The organism is Mesorhizobium sp. P171375, assembly GCF_057786075.1.
This window is the reverse complement of the sequence record NZ_JBYNWF010000001.1, coordinates 6,068,201-6,087,272: the sequence shown is the minus strand read 5'-3', so window position 1 is coordinate 6,087,272 and position 19,072 is coordinate 6,068,201. Positions and strand designations below refer to the sequence as shown.

Annotated in this window: 25 protein-coding genes; 9 read left to right on the top strand and 16 right to left on the bottom strand. The window is 62.6% G+C overall.

Annotated elements, in window-relative coordinates:
* The first annotated feature begins 39 nt into the window (after positions 1–39).
* Positions 40–324, top strand: a complete 285-nt coding sequence (locus ACYHH6_RS29730; RefSeq protein ID WP_352588541.1) for a hypothetical protein — start codon at positions 40–42, stop codon at positions 322–324.
* On the opposite strand, the gene ACYHH6_RS29725 is transcribed toward ACYHH6_RS29730, so the two are convergent.
* Together ACYHH6_RS29725 and ACYHH6_RS29720 are read right to left on the bottom strand one after the other, a co-directional pair.
* The gene (locus ACYHH6_RS29725) at positions 303–1,022 is read right to left on the bottom strand and encodes a response regulator (RefSeq protein WP_112561043.1); all 720 of its coding nucleotides are present in this window, start codon (positions 1,020–1,022) and stop codon (positions 303–305) included. The genes ACYHH6_RS29730 and ACYHH6_RS29725 overlap by 22 nt on opposite strands.
* Entirely contained in the window at positions 1,009–1,542 is a 534-nt protein-coding gene (locus ACYHH6_RS29720; RefSeq protein WP_112561176.1) for a MarR family winged helix-turn-helix transcriptional regulator, read from the bottom strand. The genes ACYHH6_RS29725 and ACYHH6_RS29720 overlap by 14 nt, the downstream gene beginning before the upstream one ends.
* 251 nt (positions 1,543–1,793) lie before the next feature.
* Between ACYHH6_RS29720 and ACYHH6_RS29715 the strand changes: the two genes are divergently transcribed.
* From ACYHH6_RS29715 to ACYHH6_RS29705, 3 genes are all read left to right on the top strand, one after another.
* A complete protein-coding gene (locus ACYHH6_RS29715; protein WP_352588544.1) occupies positions 1,794–2,687 on the top strand; it encodes a branched-chain amino acid aminotransferase in 894 nt (297 codons plus the stop codon).
* A gap of 145 nt (positions 2,688–2,832) precedes the next feature.
* Positions 2,833–3,150 carry a hypothetical protein gene (locus ACYHH6_RS29710; protein WP_112561041.1) on the top strand — a complete coding sequence of 106 codons (318 nt, stop codon included), beginning with the start codon at positions 2,833–2,835 and terminating at the stop codon, positions 3,148–3,150.
* A 141-nt stretch (positions 3,151–3,291) separates the two neighbouring features.
* Positions 3,292–3,930 carry an MBL fold metallo-hydrolase gene (locus ACYHH6_RS29705; RefSeq protein WP_352588548.1) on the top strand — a complete coding sequence of 213 codons (639 nt, stop codon included), beginning with the start codon at positions 3,292–3,294 and terminating at the stop codon, positions 3,928–3,930.
* 70 nt (positions 3,931–4,000) lie between these two features.
* On the opposite strand, the gene ACYHH6_RS29700 is transcribed toward ACYHH6_RS29705, so the two are convergent.
* The 4 genes from ACYHH6_RS29700 to ACYHH6_RS29685 form a co-directional block, all read right to left on the bottom strand.
* Positions 4,001–4,429, bottom strand: coding sequence for a BA14K family protein (locus ACYHH6_RS29700; RefSeq protein ID WP_352588551.1), 429 nt, complete (start codon positions 4,427–4,429; stop codon positions 4,001–4,003).
* Positions 4,430–4,622: 193 nt separating this feature from the next.
* Complete coding sequence (locus tag ACYHH6_RS29695; RefSeq protein ID WP_112561038.1) at positions 4,623–4,835, bottom strand: cold-shock protein; 213 nt, start codon at positions 4,833–4,835, stop codon at positions 4,623–4,625.
* A gap of 125 nt (positions 4,836–4,960) precedes the next feature.
* Entirely contained in the window at positions 4,961–5,134 is a 174-nt protein-coding gene (locus ACYHH6_RS29690) for a hypothetical protein (RefSeq protein WP_352588554.1), read from the bottom strand.
* Positions 5,135–5,185: 51 nt separating this feature from the next.
* On the bottom strand, positions 5,186–5,398 hold the full coding sequence (locus tag ACYHH6_RS29685) for a cold-shock protein (RefSeq protein WP_006202520.1): 213 nt from the start codon (positions 5,396–5,398) through the stop codon (positions 5,186–5,188).
* A gap of 486 nt (positions 5,399–5,884) precedes the next feature.
* Between ACYHH6_RS29685 and ACYHH6_RS29680 the strand changes: the two genes are divergently transcribed.
* Complete coding sequence (locus ACYHH6_RS29680) at positions 5,885–6,298, top strand: Kazal-type serine protease inhibitor domain-containing protein (RefSeq protein WP_352588557.1); 414 nt, start codon at positions 5,885–5,887, stop codon at positions 6,296–6,298.
* A 189-nt stretch (positions 6,299–6,487) separates the two neighbouring features.
* Here ACYHH6_RS29680 and ACYHH6_RS29675 read toward each other — a convergent pair whose 3' ends face one another.
* The 4 genes from ACYHH6_RS29675 to ACYHH6_RS29660 form a co-directional block, all read right to left on the bottom strand.
* Entirely contained in the window at positions 6,488–6,706 is a 219-nt protein-coding gene (locus ACYHH6_RS29675; protein ID WP_352588560.1) for a hypothetical protein, read from the bottom strand.
* Positions 6,707–6,915: 209 nt separating this feature from the next.
* The gene (locus tag ACYHH6_RS29670) at positions 6,916–7,053 is read right to left on the bottom strand and encodes a hypothetical protein (RefSeq protein ID WP_192257804.1); all 138 of its coding nucleotides are present in this window, start codon (positions 7,051–7,053) and stop codon (positions 6,916–6,918) included.
* 41 nt (positions 7,054–7,094) lie between these two features.
* A complete protein-coding gene (locus ACYHH6_RS29665) occupies positions 7,095–7,361 on the bottom strand; it encodes a hypothetical protein (protein WP_142869210.1) in 267 nt (88 codons plus the stop codon).
* Positions 7,358–7,627, bottom strand: coding sequence for a hypothetical protein (locus tag ACYHH6_RS29660; protein ID WP_112561035.1), 270 nt, complete (start codon positions 7,625–7,627; stop codon positions 7,358–7,360). Before ACYHH6_RS29660 ends, ACYHH6_RS29665 begins: the two co-directional genes overlap by 4 nt.
* A gap of 236 nt (positions 7,628–7,863) precedes the next feature.
* Between ACYHH6_RS29660 and ACYHH6_RS29655 the strand changes: the two genes are divergently transcribed.
* Entirely contained in the window at positions 7,864–8,139 is a 276-nt protein-coding gene (locus tag ACYHH6_RS29655; protein WP_352588563.1) for a hypothetical protein, read from the top strand.
* A gap of 250 nt (positions 8,140–8,389) precedes the next feature.
* Positions 8,390–10,024, top strand: a complete 1,635-nt coding sequence (locus ACYHH6_RS29650) for a tetratricopeptide repeat-containing sulfotransferase family protein (protein WP_352588566.1) — start codon at positions 8,390–8,392, stop codon at positions 10,022–10,024.
* An 8-nt stretch (positions 10,025–10,032) separates the two neighbouring features.
* Here the strand turns inward: ACYHH6_RS29650 and ACYHH6_RS29645 are convergent, their stop codons facing one another.
* The gene (locus ACYHH6_RS29645) at positions 10,033–10,386 is read right to left on the bottom strand and encodes a DUF1428 domain-containing protein (RefSeq protein ID WP_112561032.1); all 354 of its coding nucleotides are present in this window, start codon (positions 10,384–10,386) and stop codon (positions 10,033–10,035) included.
* 192 nt (positions 10,387–10,578) lie between these two features.
* Positions 10,579–11,007 (bottom strand): VOC family protein, encoded by a 429-nt coding sequence (locus ACYHH6_RS29640; protein WP_112561031.1) that lies wholly within the window; start codon positions 11,005–11,007, stop codon positions 10,579–10,581.
* Positions 11,008–11,209: 202 nt separating this feature from the next.
* Here ACYHH6_RS29640 and ACYHH6_RS29635 point away from each other — a divergent pair, with 202 nt between their 5' ends.
* Positions 11,210–11,824: a glutathione S-transferase family protein gene (locus ACYHH6_RS29635; protein WP_352593641.1), complete on the top strand. Its 615-nt coding sequence runs from the start codon at positions 11,210–11,212 to the stop codon at positions 11,822–11,824.
* A gap of 55 nt (positions 11,825–11,879) precedes the next feature.
* Here ACYHH6_RS29635 and ACYHH6_RS29630 read toward each other — a convergent pair whose 3' ends face one another.
* The 3 genes from ACYHH6_RS29630 to ACYHH6_RS29620 all read right to left on the bottom strand — a co-directional run bounded on the left by ACYHH6_RS29630 (position 11,880) and on the right by ACYHH6_RS29620 (position 14,202).
* Positions 11,880–12,053 carry a hypothetical protein gene (locus ACYHH6_RS29630; protein WP_185970417.1) on the bottom strand — a complete coding sequence of 58 codons (174 nt, stop codon included), beginning with the start codon at positions 12,051–12,053 and terminating at the stop codon, positions 11,880–11,882.
* A 126-nt stretch (positions 12,054–12,179) separates the two neighbouring features.
* Complete coding sequence (locus ACYHH6_RS29625; RefSeq protein ID WP_352593644.1) at positions 12,180–12,569, bottom strand: nuclear transport factor 2 family protein; 390 nt, start codon at positions 12,567–12,569, stop codon at positions 12,180–12,182.
* Positions 12,570–12,675: 106 nt separating this feature from the next.
* Positions 12,676–14,202 carry an ABC-F family ATP-binding cassette domain-containing protein gene (locus tag ACYHH6_RS29620; protein ID WP_352593647.1) on the bottom strand — a complete coding sequence of 509 codons (1,527 nt, stop codon included), beginning with the start codon at positions 14,200–14,202 and terminating at the stop codon, positions 12,676–12,678.
* Between the two features lie 389 nt (positions 14,203–14,591).
* Between ACYHH6_RS29620 and ACYHH6_RS29615 the strand changes: the two genes are divergently transcribed.
* Positions 14,592–15,548, top strand: coding sequence for an IS5 family transposase (locus ACYHH6_RS29615; RefSeq protein WP_477353343.1), 957 nt, complete (start codon positions 14,592–14,594; stop codon positions 15,546–15,548).
* Positions 15,549–15,822: 274 nt separating this feature from the next.
* Here the strand turns inward: ACYHH6_RS29615 and uvrB are convergent, their stop codons facing one another.
* Positions 15,823–18,990, bottom strand: coding sequence for an excinuclease ABC subunit UvrB (uvrB, locus tag ACYHH6_RS29610; protein ID WP_352589877.1), 3,168 nt, complete (start codon positions 18,988–18,990; stop codon positions 15,823–15,825).
* Positions 18,991–19,072 lie beyond the last annotated feature (82 nt).

Genomic DNA, 19,072 nt, shown 5'->3' with positions numbered 1-19,072 from the left:
ACCGGCGGCGGTGGGGTAAACATCAAGTGTTCAACGACGGTGACGAAGCCGCCGGCACCGGCGCTCGCAATCGCGCAAATTACAAGCATTCTCAAAAAGCCCACGCGCAAATCGCTCCTCAAGCCGGCAGAGAGGATGCGCTCGACTTGGTTAAGAAGCAACTACTTCGTTAGCGAGCGCATGCCGCATGAAGCGATGAATGCCATCGCCTGGCACGGTGCAGGAACTAAAATGGTCAAACCAATACTTTTGTTTGACCGTTTTGCCAGCAAGCAACAGAAACCGCTCGGCCGACGAGCCAGCTATTCCACGCTGAGCCGATAGCCGATGCCGCGCACTGTCTGCAGCCAGACCGGATTGGACGGATCGCGCTCGATCTTGCGGCGCAGCCGGTTGATCTGGACGTCGATGGTGCGCTCGCCGACTTCGGAATCGTCGCCGACCAGCTCATGGCGCGGTATGGTTTCGCCGGCGCGTGCGGCGAAGATCGCCAGGATCTCCTGCTCGCGGTCGGTCAGCTTCAGCGCCTCGCCGCCACGCTTCAGCTCGCGCCTAGCGATCTGGAAGGTGTAGGGGCCGAAGACCAGCTGCTCGACCTTGGGCGTGGTCGCCGGGCCGCCGCGGCGCAGGATGTTGTTGATGCGCAGGATCAGCTCGCGCGGGTCGAAGGGCTTGGGCAGATAATCGTCGGCGCCGGCCTCGAGCCCGGTGATGCGGCTGTCGGTCTCCGACAGCGCGGTGAGCATCAGGATCGGCACGTTCTTCTCCTCCCGCAGCGCCTTGGTGAGGTCGACGCCGGTTTCACCGGGCATCATGACGTCGAGGACAAGGAGGTCGAAGTCGAGCCCGGCGAGCTTGCGCCTGGCCTCGCCGGCATTTCCGGCGACCGTGACGCGAAAGCCGTTCTCGGTCAGATACTGCTTGAGCAAATTGCGGATGCGGGTGTCGTCGTCGACCACAAGCAGATGCGGCGCGTCATCGTCCGGCGCCGCCGGCTGGTCCACCCTCTCAATGGTCTCCATGGCTTTTCCCTGACATGTTTGCAGGCACAATGTCGATCTGCGCCCTTAGTTCCGGATTGACCATCGCTTCCAGGAATCTTTCGATCAAGGGGCGCTCGCTGGCTCCGGAATCTTCCAATGCAGCACGGATGCGGCGTGACTGTGGCCGCGCCAGGGCCAGCGCCAGGGCGCGGCCCTTGGCCGTCGGGTAGAGTTCACGCTGGCGGCGGTCGCGCGGGCCTTGCAACTGCACGATATGGTCGGTGTCGATCAGCTGCTTCAGCACCCGCGCCAGGCTCTGCTTGGTGATTTTAAGCACGTCGAGCAGTTCGGCGACCGTCAGCCCCGGCCGGCGGTTGACGAAATGCAGCACACGGTGATGGGCGCGGCCGAAGCCGTAATCGGCCAGGATCTGGTCGGGGTCGGAGGTGAAATCACGATAGGCAAAGAAGAACAGTTCGATGATGGCGAAGTCGATGCCGTCCTCGTCGGTGATCGCCGTCTTGATCGGTTTTCCGGCAGCTGGGCTTCGATCCGTCATCATTTCTCCGTCCATAGAGGGAAATTATGTCAGTACTATTGACGTAATTTCCCTGCAATGGTAATTTTTGACAAGCTTTTGGGCGGATTGCGAACGAAAAGGCAAGGGAGCGCGGTTTTTCCGGAACTTCCTGAGTTTGCCAGAGTTCGATTATCCGCTTACGCTTCAAGATATCCGGCCGCCGGATGCGGCTGTCGCGAAACAAACAACAACACCAATGATGTGCGGGCCGCCGCCCGCGGGAGGTTTCCATGGCATCCGTTCCCTTCGACCAGCTGGAAGGCTTCATCTGGATGAACGGCGAGTTCGTCAAATGGGCCGACGCCAAGATCCACGTGCTGACCCACGGCCTGCACTATGCCAGCGCCGTCTTCGAGGGCGAGCGCGCCTATGGCGGCGCGATTTTCAAGTTGAACGAGCATACCGAACGCCTGCATGAATCGGCGCGCCTGCTCGGCTTCAAGATTCCCTATTCGGTGGCCGAGCTCAACGACGCCTCGACCACGCTTCTCAAGAAGCAGGGTTTCCAGGACGCCTATGTCAGGCCGATCGCCTGGCGCGGCAGCGAACAGATGGGCGTGTCGGCGCAGAACAGCCGCATCAACTGCGCCATCGCCATCTGGCAATGGCCGAGCTATTTTGACCCGGCGCAGAAGCTCAAGGGCATCCGTCTCGATCTGGCGGAATGGCGCCGGCCCGATCCGCGCACGGCGCCGTCGAAGTCGAAGGCCGCCGGCCTCTACATGATCTGCACCATGTCCAAGCATGCCGCCGAAGCCAAGGGCTATGCCGACGCCATGATGCTCGACTGGCGCGGCCAGGTCGCGGAAGCAACCGGCGCCAACATCTTCTTCGTCAAGGACGGCAAGATCCATACGCCCAAGCCGGATTGCTTCCTCGACGGCATCACCCGCCGTACTGTCATTGGCCTGGCCAAGGACCGTAGCCTTGAGGTGATCGAGCGCGCCATTATGCCTGAGGAACTCGAAGGCTTCGAACAGTGCTTCCTCACCGGAACGGCGGCGGAAGTGACGCCGGTTTCCGAGATCGGTCCCTACCGATTCGAGGTCGGCGAGATCGCCAAGACTTTGATGAACGACTATTCTGCCGCAGTGCAGCCTAAGCATGCAATAGCCGCAGAATAACGAAAATCACAGCTTTTTTCGCAAGCAGGGGCGGTTTTAGGGCCGCCCCTTTTATTTCAGCATTTACGCATTTGACTTTCGTCTAATTCGGCGTCTCATGATCGTGTCGGCCCGGGAGGCTGGCAGCTATGGAGGGACTAGGTACATGGATACGAACACGCTCATTGCGATCGTTGTGCAGGTAATAGCGGGTGTTGTCGGTGGTCAGGCAATCGGCGTTGCGCTGAAGAATGCGGCGATGGGCCAGTTGACCAAAATCCTGGGCGGCGCCATTGGCGGCGTCGGTGGCGCGGCGATCCTCGGCAGCCTACTCGGCGGCGGCACGGTCGACCCGGCAGCGGCTGCGGCGGCAACCGGCGGGTTGGGCAGCGCGTTGAACATCGAAAACCTCGTCGGCGGCGCAGGCGGCGGCGCGATCCTGACCGGCATCATCGGTGCGGTCATGGGCGCGATGAAGAAATAAGCCTCGACATCTCGGGCTTCGTCATATGGGCGGCCGTTGGGCCGCCCATATCTGTTTTGGGGTCTATCAAGATTGTCGCGCAGCTGTGGACGTTGCCGGCCTGTGCCTCTACATCACGCGAGACACAGCGAAAGGACAATCATGGGTCAGCTCAATGCCGGCATCGTGCCGGTCACGCCCTTCCAGCAGAACTGCACCATCCTGTTCGACATGGATGACAAGCATGGCGTCGTCGTTGATCCAGGTGGCGACATCGACCAGGTGCTGGCGGTGCTGAAGGACAATGCGATCTCGGCCGGCGCGATCTGGATCACTCATGGCCACATCGACCATGCCGGTGGCGCCATGGAACTGAAAGAGGCGCTCGGCGTCGAGATCATCGGGCCGCATGAGGCCGACAAGCTGCTTCTCGACAATCTCGAGAACCAGGGCCAGCGCTACGGCATTGCCGGGGTGCGCAACTGCGTTCCCGACCGCTTCCTCACCGAAGGCGAAACCGTGTCGTTCGGTTCGCATGTGTTCGAGGTGCTGCATTGCCCCGGCCATGCGCCCGGCCATGTCGTCTACTATAACCGCGCGGCCAAGTTCGCCCATGTCGGCGATGTGCTGTTTCGCGGGTCGGTGGGGCGCACCGATCTGCCGGGCGGCGATCATGCGACGTTGATCGCCTCGATCAAGGACAAGCTCTTGCCGCTCGGCGACGACATCGGCTTCATCTGCGGCCATGGCCCGGGCGGCCGTTTTGGCGAGGAGAGGCGGACCAATCCGTTCCTTACTTAGCGATGTCGTTCTGCCAACAAAAAAAGCGCCGACCTTGCAGTCAGCGCTTTTTGTTTGGGGCAGGGAAGCCTCAATTAGCGGTGCAGAAATGCTGCTCACCGTCATTGCCGGTGAACGTGCCGTTGCGGGCGTTGAAGGTCCGGTAGCGGTCCGAGCAGTATTCGTACCAGTCGCGGGTCCACGGCTCGGCATAGCGGTCGGCATAGACAACCCTCGGCTCGGCATAGTAACGGGGCTCGGCATAGTAACGGCGCACCGGCCGCACTTCGCGATAGTCGTAGTCGTCGTCATAGCTGCTGTAGCGCGGCTGCGGGTTGCTCAGCGCACCGGCGATCAGGGCGCCGGCCGCAAGGCCGACCACACCGGCTGCAAGCGCGTCACCATTGTGGTGACCATGATGGCGATGGCGCCATTCGTCGGCGTTGGCGGCGGGCAGAGTGGCGAGCGTGGTCGCGGTGAGTGCGGCGCCCAGGATGGCGGTCTTGAAAATGCGATTCATTTTGGTCTCCTTCGTGCCGGTCCGGGTAGTTCTAGGGGATGCGGTCCGGCCTTGGGGACGATTAATATGAGACCGTGGCTGAACGGGGGCTGAACGGAATTTACACCTCTGATTCAGGCCATGCGGCAAAAACCAAGCGCGTGCGGAAGGCGCTCCGCCTCGTCAATCTCCGTCCAGACTGTCTTGAGCCGGCTTAGCCGACCGACAGATTGACAGCCTTCGGACCCTTGCCGCGCTTGTCCGGCTCGGTGTCGAATGTCACTTTCTGCCCATCCTCCAGACCGGGAAGACCCGACGCCTGCACGGCGGAAATGTGGACGAAGACATCCTTCTGGCCGTCGTCCGGCGTGATGAAGCCGAAGCCTTTGGCATGATTGAAGAATTTGACGGTGCCGGTCTGCGGCATGGGAAGCTCCCTTTGATCCCATAAAGTCAGTTTCGGGCCGGCAAATGCCCGAAGGGAAATTTGTCCTTTATTTTAGCGCTATCGGCAAGAGAAAGTTTTGGCGAGGCCGGCAACGGTCGAGGGGGTCAAATAGATCGTTGCAGGCAAGGCAATTCGCGCCAGACGATCGCGCCGGCGATCAGCCATTCGATGAACGGGTCGAGCGTCCTTTGCCCATCACCGGCGGACACGAAAAAGGCGCGACGGGAAACGTCGCGCCTTCGAAACTCTGGGACGGCTGACAATGCCGGTTCAAGCACACTTTCAGTGCTTCCTTCGCGCGCCCTGACGGGCGCGCGGGCACCGCCGGTTCAGGCCGCGCGGAGATTGACCGCCTTCGGGCCCTTGCCCATGCGGTCGGGTTCAACGTCGAAGGTGACCTTCTGGCCGTCGACGAGCGTACGCAGGCCCGAAGCCTCGATCGCGGAAATGTGGACGAACACATCCTTGGCGCCGCCGTCGGGCGTGATAAAGCCGAAGCCTTTGGTCGCGTTGAAGAATTTAACGGTGCCGGTCTGGGCCATTGGGGAAACTCCTTCACCCGTGTCAGTCTTGTGGTTTGCCCGCCGCCTGGCATCGTGGGCAAGTCCCGGTGGTTGCTTCGGCAGTCCTGCATTTGCGCATGGTAAAACCCCCCGCCGAAAACGGGGCCGTCAGAGATTCACAGTATCGGGGAAAGGTCGTCCAAAACGTTCCGCTCTCCGGGTCGCAAATGCCCGAACACAAAATTTATCGCACGGAAACGTGATAGTTGCAAGACAGCGCCGCGGGCCGCGACCATCGACGCATCCCAACGCAGGCGCTTCGATAGACCCGGCCCCGTTGGCGGTCATCAGCCAGAGCCCGGCCACGCATGGTCCAGCTGATATAGTCCAAGGTTAAAACAATGCGGGGAGGGGTATCGCATGGCTCCGCCGCGCCGCAAACAGGGGTTGCATTTGGCAAGGGAATGGCGAGGATCGACCGGCGCGTTTTGCGCCGGGACGGGGGTTCTCGAGGGAGGCATATTCATGAGATTTCTTGCGACGATTTTCTCGCGCCAGGGTTTTACCATTCTCTTCCTGTCGGGTCTTCTTGCGGCCTGCACCGTCGTCGTCGACGACGGGCCGGGACCCCGTCCGCGGCCGCCACGGCCGGAACCGGAATTCTGCACCAGGGAATATGAGCCGGTCTGCGCGCGGCGCGGCGGTGACCGCCAGACCTTCGCCAATGCCTGCCTCGCAGAGCGCTCGGGCTACCGCATCGTGCGAGACGGCCCTTGCCGTGACGGCGGTGGTGGCGGCGGCGGTGGCGAGGAGCCGACATTCTGCACCCGCGAATATGCGCCCGTCTGCGCCCGCCGTCATGGCGAACTGCGCACCTTCCCAAATGCCTGCGAGGCACGTGCCGCCGACTATCGCGCCGTCTACAACGGCCCCTGCTGAGAGGGCGCCTTTACCTTCTCCCCTTGTGGGAGAAGGTGGATCGGCGCGTTAGCGCCGAGACGGTTGAGGGGTGTTGGACGGAATGAGGCGTTGGTGTCTTCTGGAACACCCCTCATCCGACCGAGCTTCGCTCGGCCACCTTCTCCCAGAGGGGAAAGGCAAGGTCGCGGATCAAATCGGAATGGCTGCCTACACCGGATACGCCCCGTCGGCCGGGCCGGCGTAGAGCTCTGCGCCGTCTTCGTCGCAGATGCGCAGGCGGTCGGGGATCTGCGGCATGGCCAGCGTATGGAACAGCGCGGTTGCGCCCTGCAGGGCGGCGCGCAGGTTGGGCGCTTCCAGCGACACCTTGTCGAGCGTGGCTTCGTCGGCGTCGCGCGAACGATAGAACTCGATGAAGAAGTTCAAGCACGTCTCCGTGGCAGAGCGTTGCGCGAGCTTGTTGCCGTCACCTTGCACCTAGAGCGCGTTTCCCGGAAACGGCGAACCGCTCTATCTCTCTGTTTTTTCGCAATTCCCTAGGGAAAGCGCTACGCGCTTTTCCCGGGAAAACCGCTCACACTTTTCCTGGAATTGCTCTAAGGCGACGGAGGGGCGCACGAGGCGCCCCTGGCTGGTCAGTTTTTGGACTTCGGCTTCAGGCCGCTCTCGGCCTGCTTGACCGACGAGCCGAAGGGGGCGGCGGGCTTGGCCACGACCTTATCCTTCTTCGGCTTGCGCGTTTCGCGGTTGCTTCGCTGTTGACCCTTGGACATGGACTGCTCCTGGTGCGTGTTGGCTTGGCTTTGCCGGCGTTTCAGGCGGCCGGGTTGTTGGCAGCAACCGGATCGTCGGCCACTTCGAGATTGTCTTCCGTGGTGACCCGCTCATAGGTCTCCTGCTCGCTGCGGATGCGGTATTGCGGCGAGCCGTCCTTGACCGGCAACCTGCTCTTGATCTCGAACAGTTCCACGGGCTTCTGGAGCATCCCGATGCGGCTCTTCATGCGTACCGTCTGGCCGACGGCGAAGCGGTGCGAGGGCGTGTCGGTGCGCGGACGCGCATTCTGCTGGAAGCGGATCATGCTGCGTTCTCCTGGTCGCGCCTCAGCGCTGTTTCGAGTTCGAGGTAGTCGATGGCGACAAGCTGGCTGGTGGTCGGGTTCTTCACTGCCCTTGCCGGCAAATGGATGAAGGTGGCGACGCGACGCCAGGCAAGCCGCGACATGCCCTCGATCAGCTCTTCATCGTGATCGATGTCATAGTCGCCGGCCGGCAGTTGCCCTTCCAGTCCGCCGAGCACGAAGGGTGCCGCGAAATGGGCGATGGAATGGGTGGTGCGCTCCGACATTGGCTTGGCTCTGGTTCCGCCTGGACGCGCTGCACGCCACTGTGCCGGCAATTCAGATATCGGCGATTTGGAATGAGTTTGGCGGGTCGAGAACTTCTGACGCCGCGATATGCCAAGCTTGGCCCAAAAACGATCTTACAACTCATAGCCTTAAACAGTGGCTTGTTCAAGATAATTTCTGGCTCGATTCGACCGACCTAAAAATTTAACGCATATAAATCTTGGATAAAACTGCTATGATGTCATTATATCAACAAATCCCTTATCGATGGCGCGCCGGAATAATTGTCCTGTCGCCTGATTTTATTTTTGCTGAAAAGGCGAAATCTATGAGAATCATGAAAACACCGGACGGCCCAGTCGCAACCATCGCGCCAATCGTCGCGTTCCCGAAAGCCCTCTCTGTGCGCCTGACGATAAGGAGCGACGAAGCGGCACGGCGCAAGGTCGCCGACACCGACGGAACGCTGCGGCGGAAGCGCCAGCTTGCCGAAAGCAACCGGCTAATTTGACCGGACGAGCTTTGTCACGACGTGCAGTGCTGCGCGCTCGCTGGACACCCCCCGCAGCCCTTTGATTTTACGCACGGTTGTTGCCCTGATCGAAGACCATACCCGGCTTCGATCTGCCCTTGAATCTGTCTCTTCCATGCCTTAGGTCCGGCTAGCGGACAAACACGGCAGGTTTCCCATCAACAGAGATCAGAGAAGAGCGGCAGGCGCAGGTTCGGGCGGACAGCCACCGCTGGGCCTCGACCAATATGTGCAGCAGGCGCTGCAGCTGCACCAGGCCGGGCGCCGGCAGGAGGCCGAGACGCTCTACCGGCAGGTGCTGGCGCGCAAGGCCAATCACGCGGCGGCGGCGCATTTTCTGGGCCTGCTGCTGCACCAGACCGGGCGCAGCCCCGAAGGGCTGGAACTGATCGAGCAGTCGGTGCGTCTGCAGCCGAAGAATCCCGATTTCCTCAACAATCTCGGCACGGTGATGCGCGATCTCGGTCGCGTTGCAGCGGCGGCCGATTTCTTTCGCGGTGCGGTCGATCTCAAGCCCGACCAGCTCGCGGCACGCGATAATCTGGGTTCGGCGTTGAAACAGCTCGGCCAGTTCGAGGGTGCGGAGGACATTTATCGTGGCACGGTCGGGCGCAATCCCTTCCATGTCCGTGCCCGCATCGGGCTTGCCGAAACGCTACAGGAGGCCGGGCGTCTGGACGAAGCGCTGGCGACCTTCCGCGAGGCGTTGACCATCCGGCCGAAGGATGCCGACCTGTTGCATGGGCTCGGCGTCGGGCTGATGGAAAAAGGCAAGCTCGATGAAGCGGCCGACCTGTTCCGGCAGGCGCTGGCGATCGCGCCGGGCATGGCCAAAGCCTGGCTGATGCTGACGCAGGTCAAGCGCCAGAAGGAGCGCGACGCCGAACTCGCGGGGATGGAGGCACAGCATGCCAAGGCGCCGGCCGACAGCCTGGCGCGCATGCAGCTCTCCTTCGGTCTCGGCAAGGCCAATGACGATTTGAAGGATTACAGCAGGGCCTTCGACTATTTCGCCGAAGGCAATGCTATTCGCCGCAAGGGCATCGACTACGATTCCGTCAGGACACGCGACGAATTCGAGGCGATGAAGACGGTGTTCGACACCGGCTTTTTCGAAAAGCACAAGCCGAGCCCGATTTCCAATGACACGCCGATCTTCGTCGTCGGCATGCCGCGTTCGGGCACCACGCTGGTCGAGCAGATCATCGCCAGCCATCCTGAGGTCTACGGTGCGGGCGAGCTCAGCATTTTGAAGACCGCGGTCGGCAAGCAGTTTCCGACGACCATGCCCGGCGGCTTCCCCTGGGGACTGGTTGATGTATCGGACGCGGAGTTTGCCGAGGCAGGCCAAGCCTATCTCGACATGCTGCATGCCCGCTATCCCAACTTCAGGCATGTCACCGACAAGATGCCCGGCAACTTCCTGCTCATCGGCTTCATCCACATGATGCTGCCGAAGGCGAAAATCATCCATTGCGCGCGCGATGCGGCGGCGACGTGCCTTTCGATCTACAAGGTGCATTTCCGCGGCGACAGTCACCGCTACGGCTATGATCTCAGCGAACTCGCCGACTTCCACAATCTCTACACCGACATCATGGCGCATTGGCGCAGCGTGCTGCCCGGCGTTGTCCATGACGTGCGTTACGAGGATTTCGTCGCCGACCAGGAGGGACAGACGCGGGCGCTGATCTCGCATCTCGGCCTGCCCTGGGATGACAAGGTGCTGTCGTTCCACGAGACCGATCGTCCGGTGCGCACGGCCTCGGCCGCGCAGGTGCGCCAGCCGATGTATCAGGGCTCGGTCGATCTGTGGAAGCGCTATGGAGACAGGCTGAAGCCTCTCCTCGACAAGCTGGCCTGAGGCAGCGGCTACAGCTCCACGAACGGTTGGAAGCCGCCGTAGATCATGCGCTTCATATCGAAGGGCATAGGTCCCCAATCGGGTGTGAAACGCGGATCGGCCATCACCTTGGGCATCACCGTGTCGCGGCTTTCCCTGGATTCATAAACCACCCAGGCGAAGACGACGATCTCATCGTCCTTGGCCTGAACTGCACGCGGAAACGAAGTGACCTCGCCATTGGGCACGTCGTCGCCGATACATTCGACATAGGCGAGCGCGCCGTGCTCCATCCATATCGGGCCCGCGAGGTTGGCCAGTCTCTTGTAGTCATCGAGATTTGCCTTGGGCACGGCGAGCACGAAACCATCGACGTAGGACATGGGGTTCTCCTTGGTTGGTGGCGTTCTTCCTTCTCCCCTTGTTGTGGGAGAAGGTGGATCGGCGCGCAGCGCCGAGACGGTTGAAGGGTGTTCCAGCTTGGCGCCAAGTTACCCCTCACCCGGATTGCCCCGAATTGCGAAGAGCAATTCGGGGCAATCCGACCTCTCCCACAGGGGGAGAGGTAAGAAGCGTCAGCCTTTCTTCGCCGGTGCGTTCATCGCCCACTCGACACCGAAGGGGTCGCGCATGTTGCCCCACTGGTCGCCCCAGAACATCAGCTGGAGCGGTACGGCGACTTCGCAGCCGGCATCGACAGCGCGCTTCCACCAGGCGTCGATGTCGTCGGCGCCGAGATGGAGCTGCATGGTGTAGCCCTGCGGCTTGACGGCGGGCATGCCGTTTTCGGGGTAGAAATCGGAGATCATCAGCGTCGAGCCGTTGATGTGGAGATGGATGTGCATGGTGCGGCCCTGGTCGTCGGGCGGATAGAAGAACACCTGCTCGGCGCCGAAGGCCTTCTTGTAGAATTCGGCTGCCTTGAAGGCGCCGTCCAGTTGCAGATAGGGGGTCAATCCACCGAGAACTTTCGCGGCCGGCTGAACGGGGGTCTGGTCGGTCATATCTTGCTCCTCTTTGCGTTTGGTCTGGGCGCTTGATCTGGTCTTGCGAACCCTAGGACGAACGAGGCGGCGGCAATCCTACATGGCCGCTGCGATTTTTTTGGCGTGAAAGGAACTTGCGCCGGCGGCGCCCAATCAGAGCGCAATCCTCGCGGCCCGCGGGCTAGAAAAGGGACCGCTTCTTCAACCCGTTGAGACGACAATGATCCTCTACTACCAGACCCATTCGCCCCTCGCGCGCAAGGCGCTCGTCTTCGCCCATGAGGTCGGCCTTGCCGATCGGCTCGAGATCATTCACCACGAGACCAGCCCGACCTTGCGCAACGCCCGTGTCTACGCCGAAAATCCGCTCGGCAAGGTGCCGGTGCTGCTGCGGCCGGATGCGTCGCCGCTCTTCGATTCCGATGTCATCTGCGCCTATCTCGACACGCTGCATGACGGCCGCAAATTGCTGCCGCAGGATGGCGAGGCGCGTTGGCAGGCGTTGCGGCTGCAGGCGGTCGCCCAAGGCTTGGCGCAGACGGGGATAGGCTTGCGCTGGGAGACGGAAAGGAGGCCCGAACAATTGCGCCATGCCACGCTCGCCCAGGGATACCGGGACAAGATCGAGGCGAGCTACGACTGGATCGACAGCACGCTGGATGATGAGGCGCCGCTCCATGTCGGCCACATAGCGCTTGCCACCACGTTGTCCTGGATGGTGTTCCGCCAGCTGCCGTCGTTTCGCGCCCGGGTGCGGCTGACGGACTGGTTCGAGGCGTTCGAAAAGCGCGCATCGATGCAGGCGACGCCGCTTTCGGGCGATACGCATGACTGAGCAAGGGTCGCCCCGCGGCGGCCTGCATCGATAGCACTTCTCCCGGGCCGCATGGTCAGGGCGCCCTGCAGATCCGCGGGCCGTTTTGCGCGTCGATGACGATTTCAGGCCAGCCGATATCCTTGCGCAGCTCGATCGGCAGGGCGAGCAACTCGCGCTCGCTGCGATGGCGGGCGCGGTTCTGTGCGTAACGGGTGGCGACGCGGCCTATGGATGACAGAATGGACATGATGCTTTCTCCTCAGATGAAGCCGGCATCATCGTGTCGGCATCCCAAGGACGCGTCACACGGCGACAATCCGACAGAGCGCGGAGAAATTTATTGGCCGCAAGGCCGGATTCAATCGAAGACGGCTCAGATGACCGCTGCGGCCAGAGCGGTGTCGTAATACTCCACCATCCCGATAATCTTGCCGTCGCGCAGTGTCCAGAAATCGGCGGTGCGCATGACAAACTCCTCGCCGGTGGTTCGGCGCGTCATATGGATCTCGACCTGCGCCGCAACCTTGTCGCCCTCTTCGATGAACTCGACCGGGATGAAGCTCCGGTATTCGAAATCGTCGTCCAGCGCCAAAAGCCGAGCAAGGAACTCCTGCTTGCCCTTGGCCACTCCAGCGTAGCGCGACTGCGCCGGGTCGGCGATCCAGCGGAAGACGATATCATTGGCGCAGTCGACCAGCGCGCCCTCGATGTCACGTTTTGCATAGGCATCATACAGGTTCCTGACGACGTCCGCGCCACGCATGATCGGTTTCCTCCCTCGGTTTGCGAGACCTCAGAATGCGCCTTTTCCGACTTTTGCGAAAGCCTGACGAGCAGTCCTGATGGAGGGCCGGCCCGTCGGCCAAACCTCAACCACCTGGTTCGGCCACCGAGCGGAAGAATTCCTCGGGGTCTTCGACTTCGGTCAGCCGCCGCTTGTCGATCAGCCAGAAGCGGTTGCCGATGGCGCGGATGAAGGAGCGGTCGTGCGAGGCGAGGACGCAGCTTGCCTGATGCTTCAACAACTCATCCTCCAGCGCTTCCTGGCCATCGATGTCGAGATGGTTGGTCGGCTCGTCCAGCAGGTAGAAGTTGGGATTGGCGAGCCTGAGCGCCAGCATCATCAGCCGCGCCTTCTGGCCACCGGACAGCACGCCGATCTTCTTCTCCTGCATCTCGATGACAACGCCGGCGCCGGCAAGCAGCGAACGGGCGCGCTGTTCGCCGACATCGTAGCGGCGCGAGACCATGGCCAGCGGCGTGTCGTCGCCGCTGATGCCGGCCAGCGCCTGGTCGCTGTAGCCGAGCACCGTCGATGGCGTCACCTTGACGTTGGGCACCGTGTCCAGCTCGGCGATGGCGTTGCGGATCAGATTGACGAAACGCGACTTGCCGACGCCGTTGCGGCCGAGCAGCACAATGCGGTCGCCCTGGCAGATGTGGCGTTTGCCGGTCTTGAACAACAGCGTGCCATCTGGCGTTTCCACCGCCGCCTCGTCCAGTGTGATCAGCACCTTGGCGTGGGTACCGCGGTTCGCCAGCCGGATCGCGCCGGCCGATTTCTCGCGATGCGCCTGCACCGCCGCGTCTTCCAGCTTCTCCGCCCGTTCCCTCAGCTGCTTGGTTTTCACCGTCAAAAGATCACTGCCGGAGTTGATGCCGATGTTGTTGAGCTTGGCGGCCTGCTTGCGCAGCTGCTGCGCCACCTTCATGTCGCGCTCGAACCGGCGCGCCATCGAAGCGTCCAATTCGTCGAGGGCCCGCCGCGCCCGCGAATAGGGCAGTGCAAACACCGGCGACTCCTCCGGGCGCAGGAACAGCGTGCGGTTGGTGACGGCGTCGAGGAAGGCGCGGTCGTGGCTGGCGACCACCACCGGCACCTCGCGCGGCAGCGCGTTCAGCCAGCTCTCCAGCTGGCTGATCTTGGCGAGGTCGAGATGGTTGGTCGGCTCGTCGAGCAAAAGCACATCGGGATCGGTGACCCAGACGCGGGCGATCAGCGCCAGCCGCTGCCAGCCGCCGCTCAGCGCCTGCATGGGGCGCTCGCGCATCGGCTCCGGCACGTCGAGCGAATCCAGCACCACGTCGACCCGCCACATCTCGCTGTCGACCTGCTCGGCCGGCAACGCGTCAGCCACCACCTGGTGGAAAGTGCGGCTGAGAAGGGCAGGCGGAACCGACTGTTCGACATGGCCGACGCGCAGGCCGCGCGTGCGGGTGATGTCGCCGGAGGTCGGCTCCATCGCGCCGGTCAGGCATTTGAGCAAGGTCGACTTGCCGCGGCCGTTGTCGGCGACGATGCCGAGCCGGTCGCCGGTGCCGATGGTGAGATCGAGATTGGAAAACAGCGGCGCACTCATGGTGACGCCAAGGGATTTGAGGCTGATCAGGGCCATTGTGATTTCTCTGGACTTGCCGGAGACAGCTCCGGATGCACTTTGACGGTGCACTTGCCGGCCATCAGGCTCAGTGTTGCGCACCACGAAGGGCAGACCAAAAAATCGAAGCGGGAAAAAACCCGTGATGTCCCTGGTCAGCCCTGCAAGCGAACTCGCAGGGCAGAAATCGGGCCACGCTGACGATGGTGACGAAAAAACGTAAACACGTGAGCCCTCCTTTCAAGACAAGACGTTGAGTGTGAGGGAGCGATTACACCAAAGGCGGGATTGGTGGCAAGTGGGTGGGGGAGTGCCGGGGCGGCGAAGCGCTTACCTTCTCCCCTTGTGGGCCTGTTGCGTAATTGGCTGGTTGTGATTCTCTGAAGGCGAAAGCCGGGAGAGTCGCAATGGCGGTTAAGCGGACGGGTCAGTTGAGCCTGGTGGAGGCATTTCTGGGCGACAAGCTTGCGGGCGGTTCTTCGCCGCTCGACCGTCTGTCAGGTCTGGTGAAGTGGTACCGGTTCGAGAAGCTGCTCAACCGGCTGCGGGATGGCGGGCCGGGTCGGGCAGCCTGGCCGCCACTGGTGCTGTTCAAGGCGCTTTTGTTGCAATCGCTCTATGGCTTGTCTGATCGCGAGTTGGAGGAAGCACTCGGCGACCGGCTGTCGTTCCGGCGCTTTGCCGGGCTTGGCCTAGACGACACGGTCCCCGATCACACGGTTCTGTCGCGCTTTCGCAATCTGCTTGTCGGCGAAGGGCTGATGGAGAGGCTGTTTGGCGAACTGGACCGGCAGCTGGAGAAGGCCGGTGTGATCCTGAAGCGTGGGACGATGCTGGACGCCACGCTGATCGATGCGGTCTCGGCACCGCCGACACCCGAGCGGCCGTCGAAGGACGCAGACGCCCGCCCCACCATGCGCAAGGGCAAGGATGGCTTTACCTTTGGCTACAAGGCTCATGTCGGGGTGGATGAGGGTTCGGGCCTGATCCGCACGGTGATCACCACACCGGCCAACGTCAACGACACGGTGATGGCCGATGCCTTGATCTGCGGCGACGAGAAGACGGTGTGGGCGGATGCCGCCTATGACACCCATGCCCGCCGTGCCCGATTGAAGGCACAGGGCAAGAAGGTGCGCATTGCGCGCCGTCCCAACAAGCATCATGCGCTGCCGGCACGGCTCAAGCGCTACAATCGCCTGATCGCCAGACGGCGAGCGGCGGTGGAAACCACCTTCGCCACGCTCAAGAACCGCATGAAGCTGACCACGATCCGCTACATCGGACTGGCCAAGGCTACCGCTCAAGTGACGATGGCGGCCATCGCCTTCAACATGCGCCGATGGGCGGCCATCACGGGATAGGTGCGCCCTGCGTCGGCCTGAGGGCCTCCGCCACCATCAAACTCCACCCCAAAAGGCAAAGCCGAGCGAGACATCACGGTCAAACCGCTCCGCACGCCTTTCTCCCGTAACTGTGCAACAGGGCCCTTGTGGGAGAAGGTGGCCGAGCGAAGCTCGGTCGGATGAGGGGTGCTCCAGGGAACGCCGACGTCTCACTCCGCTGGAATACCCCTCAACCGTCTCGGCGCTGCGCGCCGATCCACCTTCTCCCACAGGGGGAGAAGGAAGAGAGGCGCTACTTCCCCGGCCGCCCAGTCTTGCCGGGCCGGCGCTTTTCGCGGCGGGCGTCGCCTGGGTCTTCGTAGGAACCAATACCGGGGCGCTGGCGAACGATGGGCTTGGCGTCGCGATCCTTCGCGCCCCCCTCTGTCCTGCCGGCCCCCACAAGGGGGGAGATTGGCTGCGGCTTGGCCGGCACTTTTCCTTCTACCGGCTTTTCCGTCCGCCGCACGGTCATCTCATCGAGCGAGTTCTTCTTGAACAGCGGTTTTGCAGGCTCGCCCGGAATGCCGAAGTCGGAACCGTGCGCTTCCTGCGCCGACTGTTTCTTGAACAGCGAACGGGACACCGCGCCTGACGGCGTCGGCATGTCGGTGCCAGGCCCCATATCGTCCAGCGACGGCTTGGCAAACAGTGGCTTCTTCACCGGCACGGCGCCGTCGGCGCCCATCTCGTCGAGCGCCGGCTTGCGGAAGAGGTTGGACCGGGCAGCCCTGGCCGCCTCTTCGGCGGAACGTGCCGCGTCGAGCTTGCGGAAACGCTCCTGTTCCTCCGCCGTACGATGCTTGGCCACGCCCTTGTTGTGCTTGCCCTTTTCGCGGCCCGAAACCGGGCTTTCCATGTCGGCATATTTGGCCAGCGGGTCTTCCGAGATCGACAGTTCCATCTCGCGCAGCCGCTTGATCTCGTCGCGGATGCGGGCGGCCTTTTCGAAGTCGAGATTGGCGGCGGCGTCGCGCATCTGCTTTTCCATGGCGTCGAGATGGGCCTTGAGATTGTTGCCCATCATGGCGCCGGCGCTGTCGGTGAACTGAGAGATGTCGGCGCGGACGTGGTCCTTCTCGTAGACCGAATCCAGAATGTCGGAGATGCGCGACTTGACCGATTCCGGGGTGATGCCGTTGGCGGCGTTCCACTCCATCTGCTTTTCGCGGCGGCGGTTGGTCTCGGCCATCGCCCGCTCCATCGAGCCGGTGATCTGGTCGGCATAGAGGATGACCTTGCCGTCGACGTTGCGAGCGGCGCGGCCGATGGTCTGGATCAGCGACGTTTCGGAACGCAGGAAGCCTTCCTTGTCGGCATCGAGGATGGCGACGAAGCCGCATTCGGGAATGTCGAGACCTTCGCGCAACAGGTTGATCCCGACCAGGACATCGAAGGCGCCGAGCCGCAGGTCGCGCAGGATCTCGATGCGCTCCAACGTGTCGATGTCGGAGTGCATGTAGCGGACGCGGATGCCTTGCTCATGCAAATATTCGGTCAGGTCTTCGGCCATGCGCTTGGTCAAGACGGTGACCAGCGTGCGGTAGCCGGCCGCGGTGGTGTCGCGGATCTCGCCGACGACATCGTCGACCTGGCTCTTGGCCGGACGAACCTCGACCGGCGGGTCGATCAGGCCGGTCGGGCGGATGACCTGCTCGGCGAAGACGCCGCCGGACTGTTCCATCTCCCAGCCGCCGGGCGTCGCCGAAACCGCGACCGAGAGCGGACGCATGGCGTCCCATTCCTCGAAGCGCAGCGGCCGGTTGTCCATGCAGGAGGGCAGGCGGAAGCCATACTCGGCCAGCGTCGCCTTGCGGCGAAAGTCACCGCGATACATGCCGCCGATCTGCGGCACGGTGACATGGCTTTCGTCGACGAAGACCAGCGCGTTATCAGGGATATATTCGAACAAAGTCGGCGGCGGATCGCCCGGCTGGCGTCCTGTGAGATAGCGCGAATAATTCTCGATGCCGGCGCAGGAGCCGGTCGCTTCCAGCATTTCCAGGTCGAAGCGGGTGCGCTGCTCCAGCCGCTGCGCCTCCAGCAGGCGGCCGGCGCGCTCGAGTTCGACCAGCCGGTGCTTGAGCTCTTCCTTGATCGACTTGATGGCCTGGTTGAGCGTCGGGCGCGGCGTCACATAGTGCGAATTGGCGTAGATCTTGACGCTTTTCAGCTCGCCGGTCTTCTGGCCGGTGAGCGGATCGAATTCGGTGATCGCCTCTATCTCGTCGCCGAACATCGAGATGCGCCAGGCGCGGTCCTCAAGGTGGGCCGGGAAGATTTCGATCGTGTCGCCGCGCACGCGGAACGAGCCGCGGACGAAATTGATGTCCTGGCGCTTGTATTGCTGGGCGACGAGGTCGGCGAGCAAAGCGCGCTGGTCGAGCCGGTCGCCGATCTGCATCTGGAAGGTCATCGCCGTATAGGTCTCGACCGAGCCGATACCGTAGATGCAGGACACCGAGGCGACGATGATGACGTCGTCGCGCTCGAGCAGCGAGCGCGTCGCCGAATGGCGCATGCGGTCGATCTGCTCGTTGATCGAGGATTCCTTCTCGATGAAGGTGTCGGTGCGCGGAACGTAGGCCTCCGGCTGGTAATAGTCGTAGTAGGAGACGAAATATTCGACCGCGTTGTCGGGGAAGAATTTCTTGAACTCGGAAAAGAGCTGCGCGGCCAGCGTCTTGTTGGGCGCCAGGATCAAGGCAGGGCGCTGCGTCTCCTCGATCACCTTGGCCATGGTGAAGGTTTTGCCCGAGCCGGTGACGCCGAGCAGCACCTGGGTGCGGTCGTTGTTGTCGACGCCTTCGACAAGGTCCTTGATGGCGGTCGGCTGGTCGCCGGCCGGCTCGAAATCCGACACCATCTTGATGGCGATGCCGCCTTCGGATTTTTCCGGGCGGGCAGGGCGGTGCGGTGTCCACAGCACGCCGTCCTTGTGCAGCGGATTGCCGGATTCGATCAGCGCCGACAGCGCCGCAACCGTTGCGGTGACACTGCCCGAGGCCATCGTCTCGGCATCTTCCAGCGAGATGTCCAGGCCGGCGACCGGATTGAGGCCGGCGGCGGTGCGCTCCCTGGCGGTGGCAGCACCGCCCATCGATGTGCCACGCGAACTGCGGCCGGGCGCGGCGGAACGCTCCGGGATCTTTTTCGCCGCCTTTGGCGATTTGCCGCCGTCACCCTTGCCGGAGAGGCGGCCTTCCTTCTCGGCCTCCTGCTCGATCTGCTCAGCCCAGTCCGCAATCGAGCCGGTCAGCGGCGTGCCGGTGAAGTCGGCTTGCGGCGCCTCGGCGAAGCCGCCCTTGTGCAGCGGCTCCGAGGCATCGAGGAAATCGGTCAGCGGGCTGCGCCGCTTGGGCGGCGAAGCGCTGTTGTCACCCGCCGTCAAGGGCGTTTTTTTGTCGGGGAGTTTGGCCATGCCCCGAATATGGGCAGAGTCCGCCAAAATGGAAAGGGTGCAGTGGCGCAGGGCATTGGGCGAACCGAGGCTGCTGACACAA

What these genes read in the sequence shown, in the direction of transcription:
- uvrB (WP_352589877.1), bottom strand. Translation starts at nt 18,990, where the DNA reads ATGGCCAAACTCCCCGACAAAAAAACGCCCTTGACGGCGGGTGACAAC.
- ACYHH6_RS29625 (WP_352593644.1), bottom strand. Translation starts at nt 12,569, where the DNA reads ATGCGTGGCGCGGACGTCGTCAGGAACCTGTATGATGCCTATGCAAAA.
- ACYHH6_RS29665 (WP_142869210.1), bottom strand. Translation starts at nt 7,361, where the DNA reads ATGATCCGCTTCCAGCAGAATGCGCGTCCGCGCACCGACACGCCCTCG.
- ACYHH6_RS29720 (WP_112561176.1), bottom strand. Translation starts at nt 1,542, where the DNA reads ATGACGGATCGAAGCCCAGCTGCCGGAAAACCGATCAAGACGGCGATC.
- ACYHH6_RS29710 (WP_112561041.1), top strand. Translation starts at nt 2,833, where the DNA reads ATGGATACGAACACGCTCATTGCGATCGTTGTGCAGGTAATAGCGGGT.
- ACYHH6_RS29640 (WP_112561031.1), bottom strand. Translation starts at nt 11,007, where the DNA reads ATGACCGACCAGACCCCCGTTCAGCCGGCCGCGAAAGTTCTCGGTGGA.
- ACYHH6_RS29715 (WP_352588544.1), top strand. Translation starts at nt 1,794, where the DNA reads ATGGCATCCGTTCCCTTCGACCAGCTGGAAGGCTTCATCTGGATGAAC.
- ACYHH6_RS29620 (WP_352593647.1), bottom strand. Translation starts at nt 14,202, where the DNA reads ATGGCCCTGATCAGCCTCAAATCCCTTGGCGTCACCATGAGTGCGCCG.
- ACYHH6_RS29635 (WP_352593641.1), top strand. Translation starts at nt 11,210, where the DNA reads ATGATCCTCTACTACCAGACCCATTCGCCCCTCGCGCGCAAGGCGCTC.
- ACYHH6_RS29680 (WP_352588557.1), top strand. Translation starts at nt 5,885, where the DNA reads ATGAGATTTCTTGCGACGATTTTCTCGCGCCAGGGTTTTACCATTCTC.
- ACYHH6_RS29630 (WP_185970417.1), bottom strand. Translation starts at nt 12,053, where the DNA reads ATGTCCATTCTGTCATCCATAGGCCGCGTCGCCACCCGTTACGCACAG.
- ACYHH6_RS29700 (WP_352588551.1), bottom strand. Translation starts at nt 4,429, where the DNA reads ATGAATCGCATTTTCAAGACCGCCATCCTGGGCGCCGCACTCACCGCG.
- ACYHH6_RS29615 (WP_477353343.1), top strand. Translation starts at nt 14,592, where the DNA reads ATGGCGGTTAAGCGGACGGGTCAGTTGAGCCTGGTGGAGGCATTTCTG.
- ACYHH6_RS29655 (WP_352588563.1), top strand. Translation starts at nt 7,864, where the DNA reads ATGATGTCATTATATCAACAAATCCCTTATCGATGGCGCGCCGGAATA.
- ACYHH6_RS29705 (WP_352588548.1), top strand. Translation starts at nt 3,292, where the DNA reads ATGGGTCAGCTCAATGCCGGCATCGTGCCGGTCACGCCCTTCCAGCAG.
- ACYHH6_RS29695 (WP_112561038.1), bottom strand. Translation starts at nt 4,835, where the DNA reads ATGCCGCAGACCGGCACCGTCAAATTCTTCAATCATGCCAAAGGCTTC.
- ACYHH6_RS29685 (WP_006202520.1), bottom strand. Translation starts at nt 5,398, where the DNA reads ATGGCCCAGACCGGCACCGTTAAATTCTTCAACGCGACCAAAGGCTTC.
- ACYHH6_RS29660 (WP_112561035.1), bottom strand. Translation starts at nt 7,627, where the DNA reads ATGTCGGAGCGCACCACCCATTCCATCGCCCATTTCGCGGCACCCTTC.
- ACYHH6_RS29725 (WP_112561043.1), bottom strand. Translation starts at nt 1,022, where the DNA reads ATGGAGACCATTGAGAGGGTGGACCAGCCGGCGGCGCCGGACGATGAC.
- ACYHH6_RS29645 (WP_112561032.1), bottom strand. Translation starts at nt 10,386, where the DNA reads ATGTCCTACGTCGATGGTTTCGTGCTCGCCGTGCCCAAGGCAAATCTC.
- ACYHH6_RS29670 (WP_192257804.1), bottom strand. Translation starts at nt 7,053, where the DNA reads ATGTCCAAGGGTCAACAGCGAAGCAACCGCGAAACGCGCAAGCCGAAG.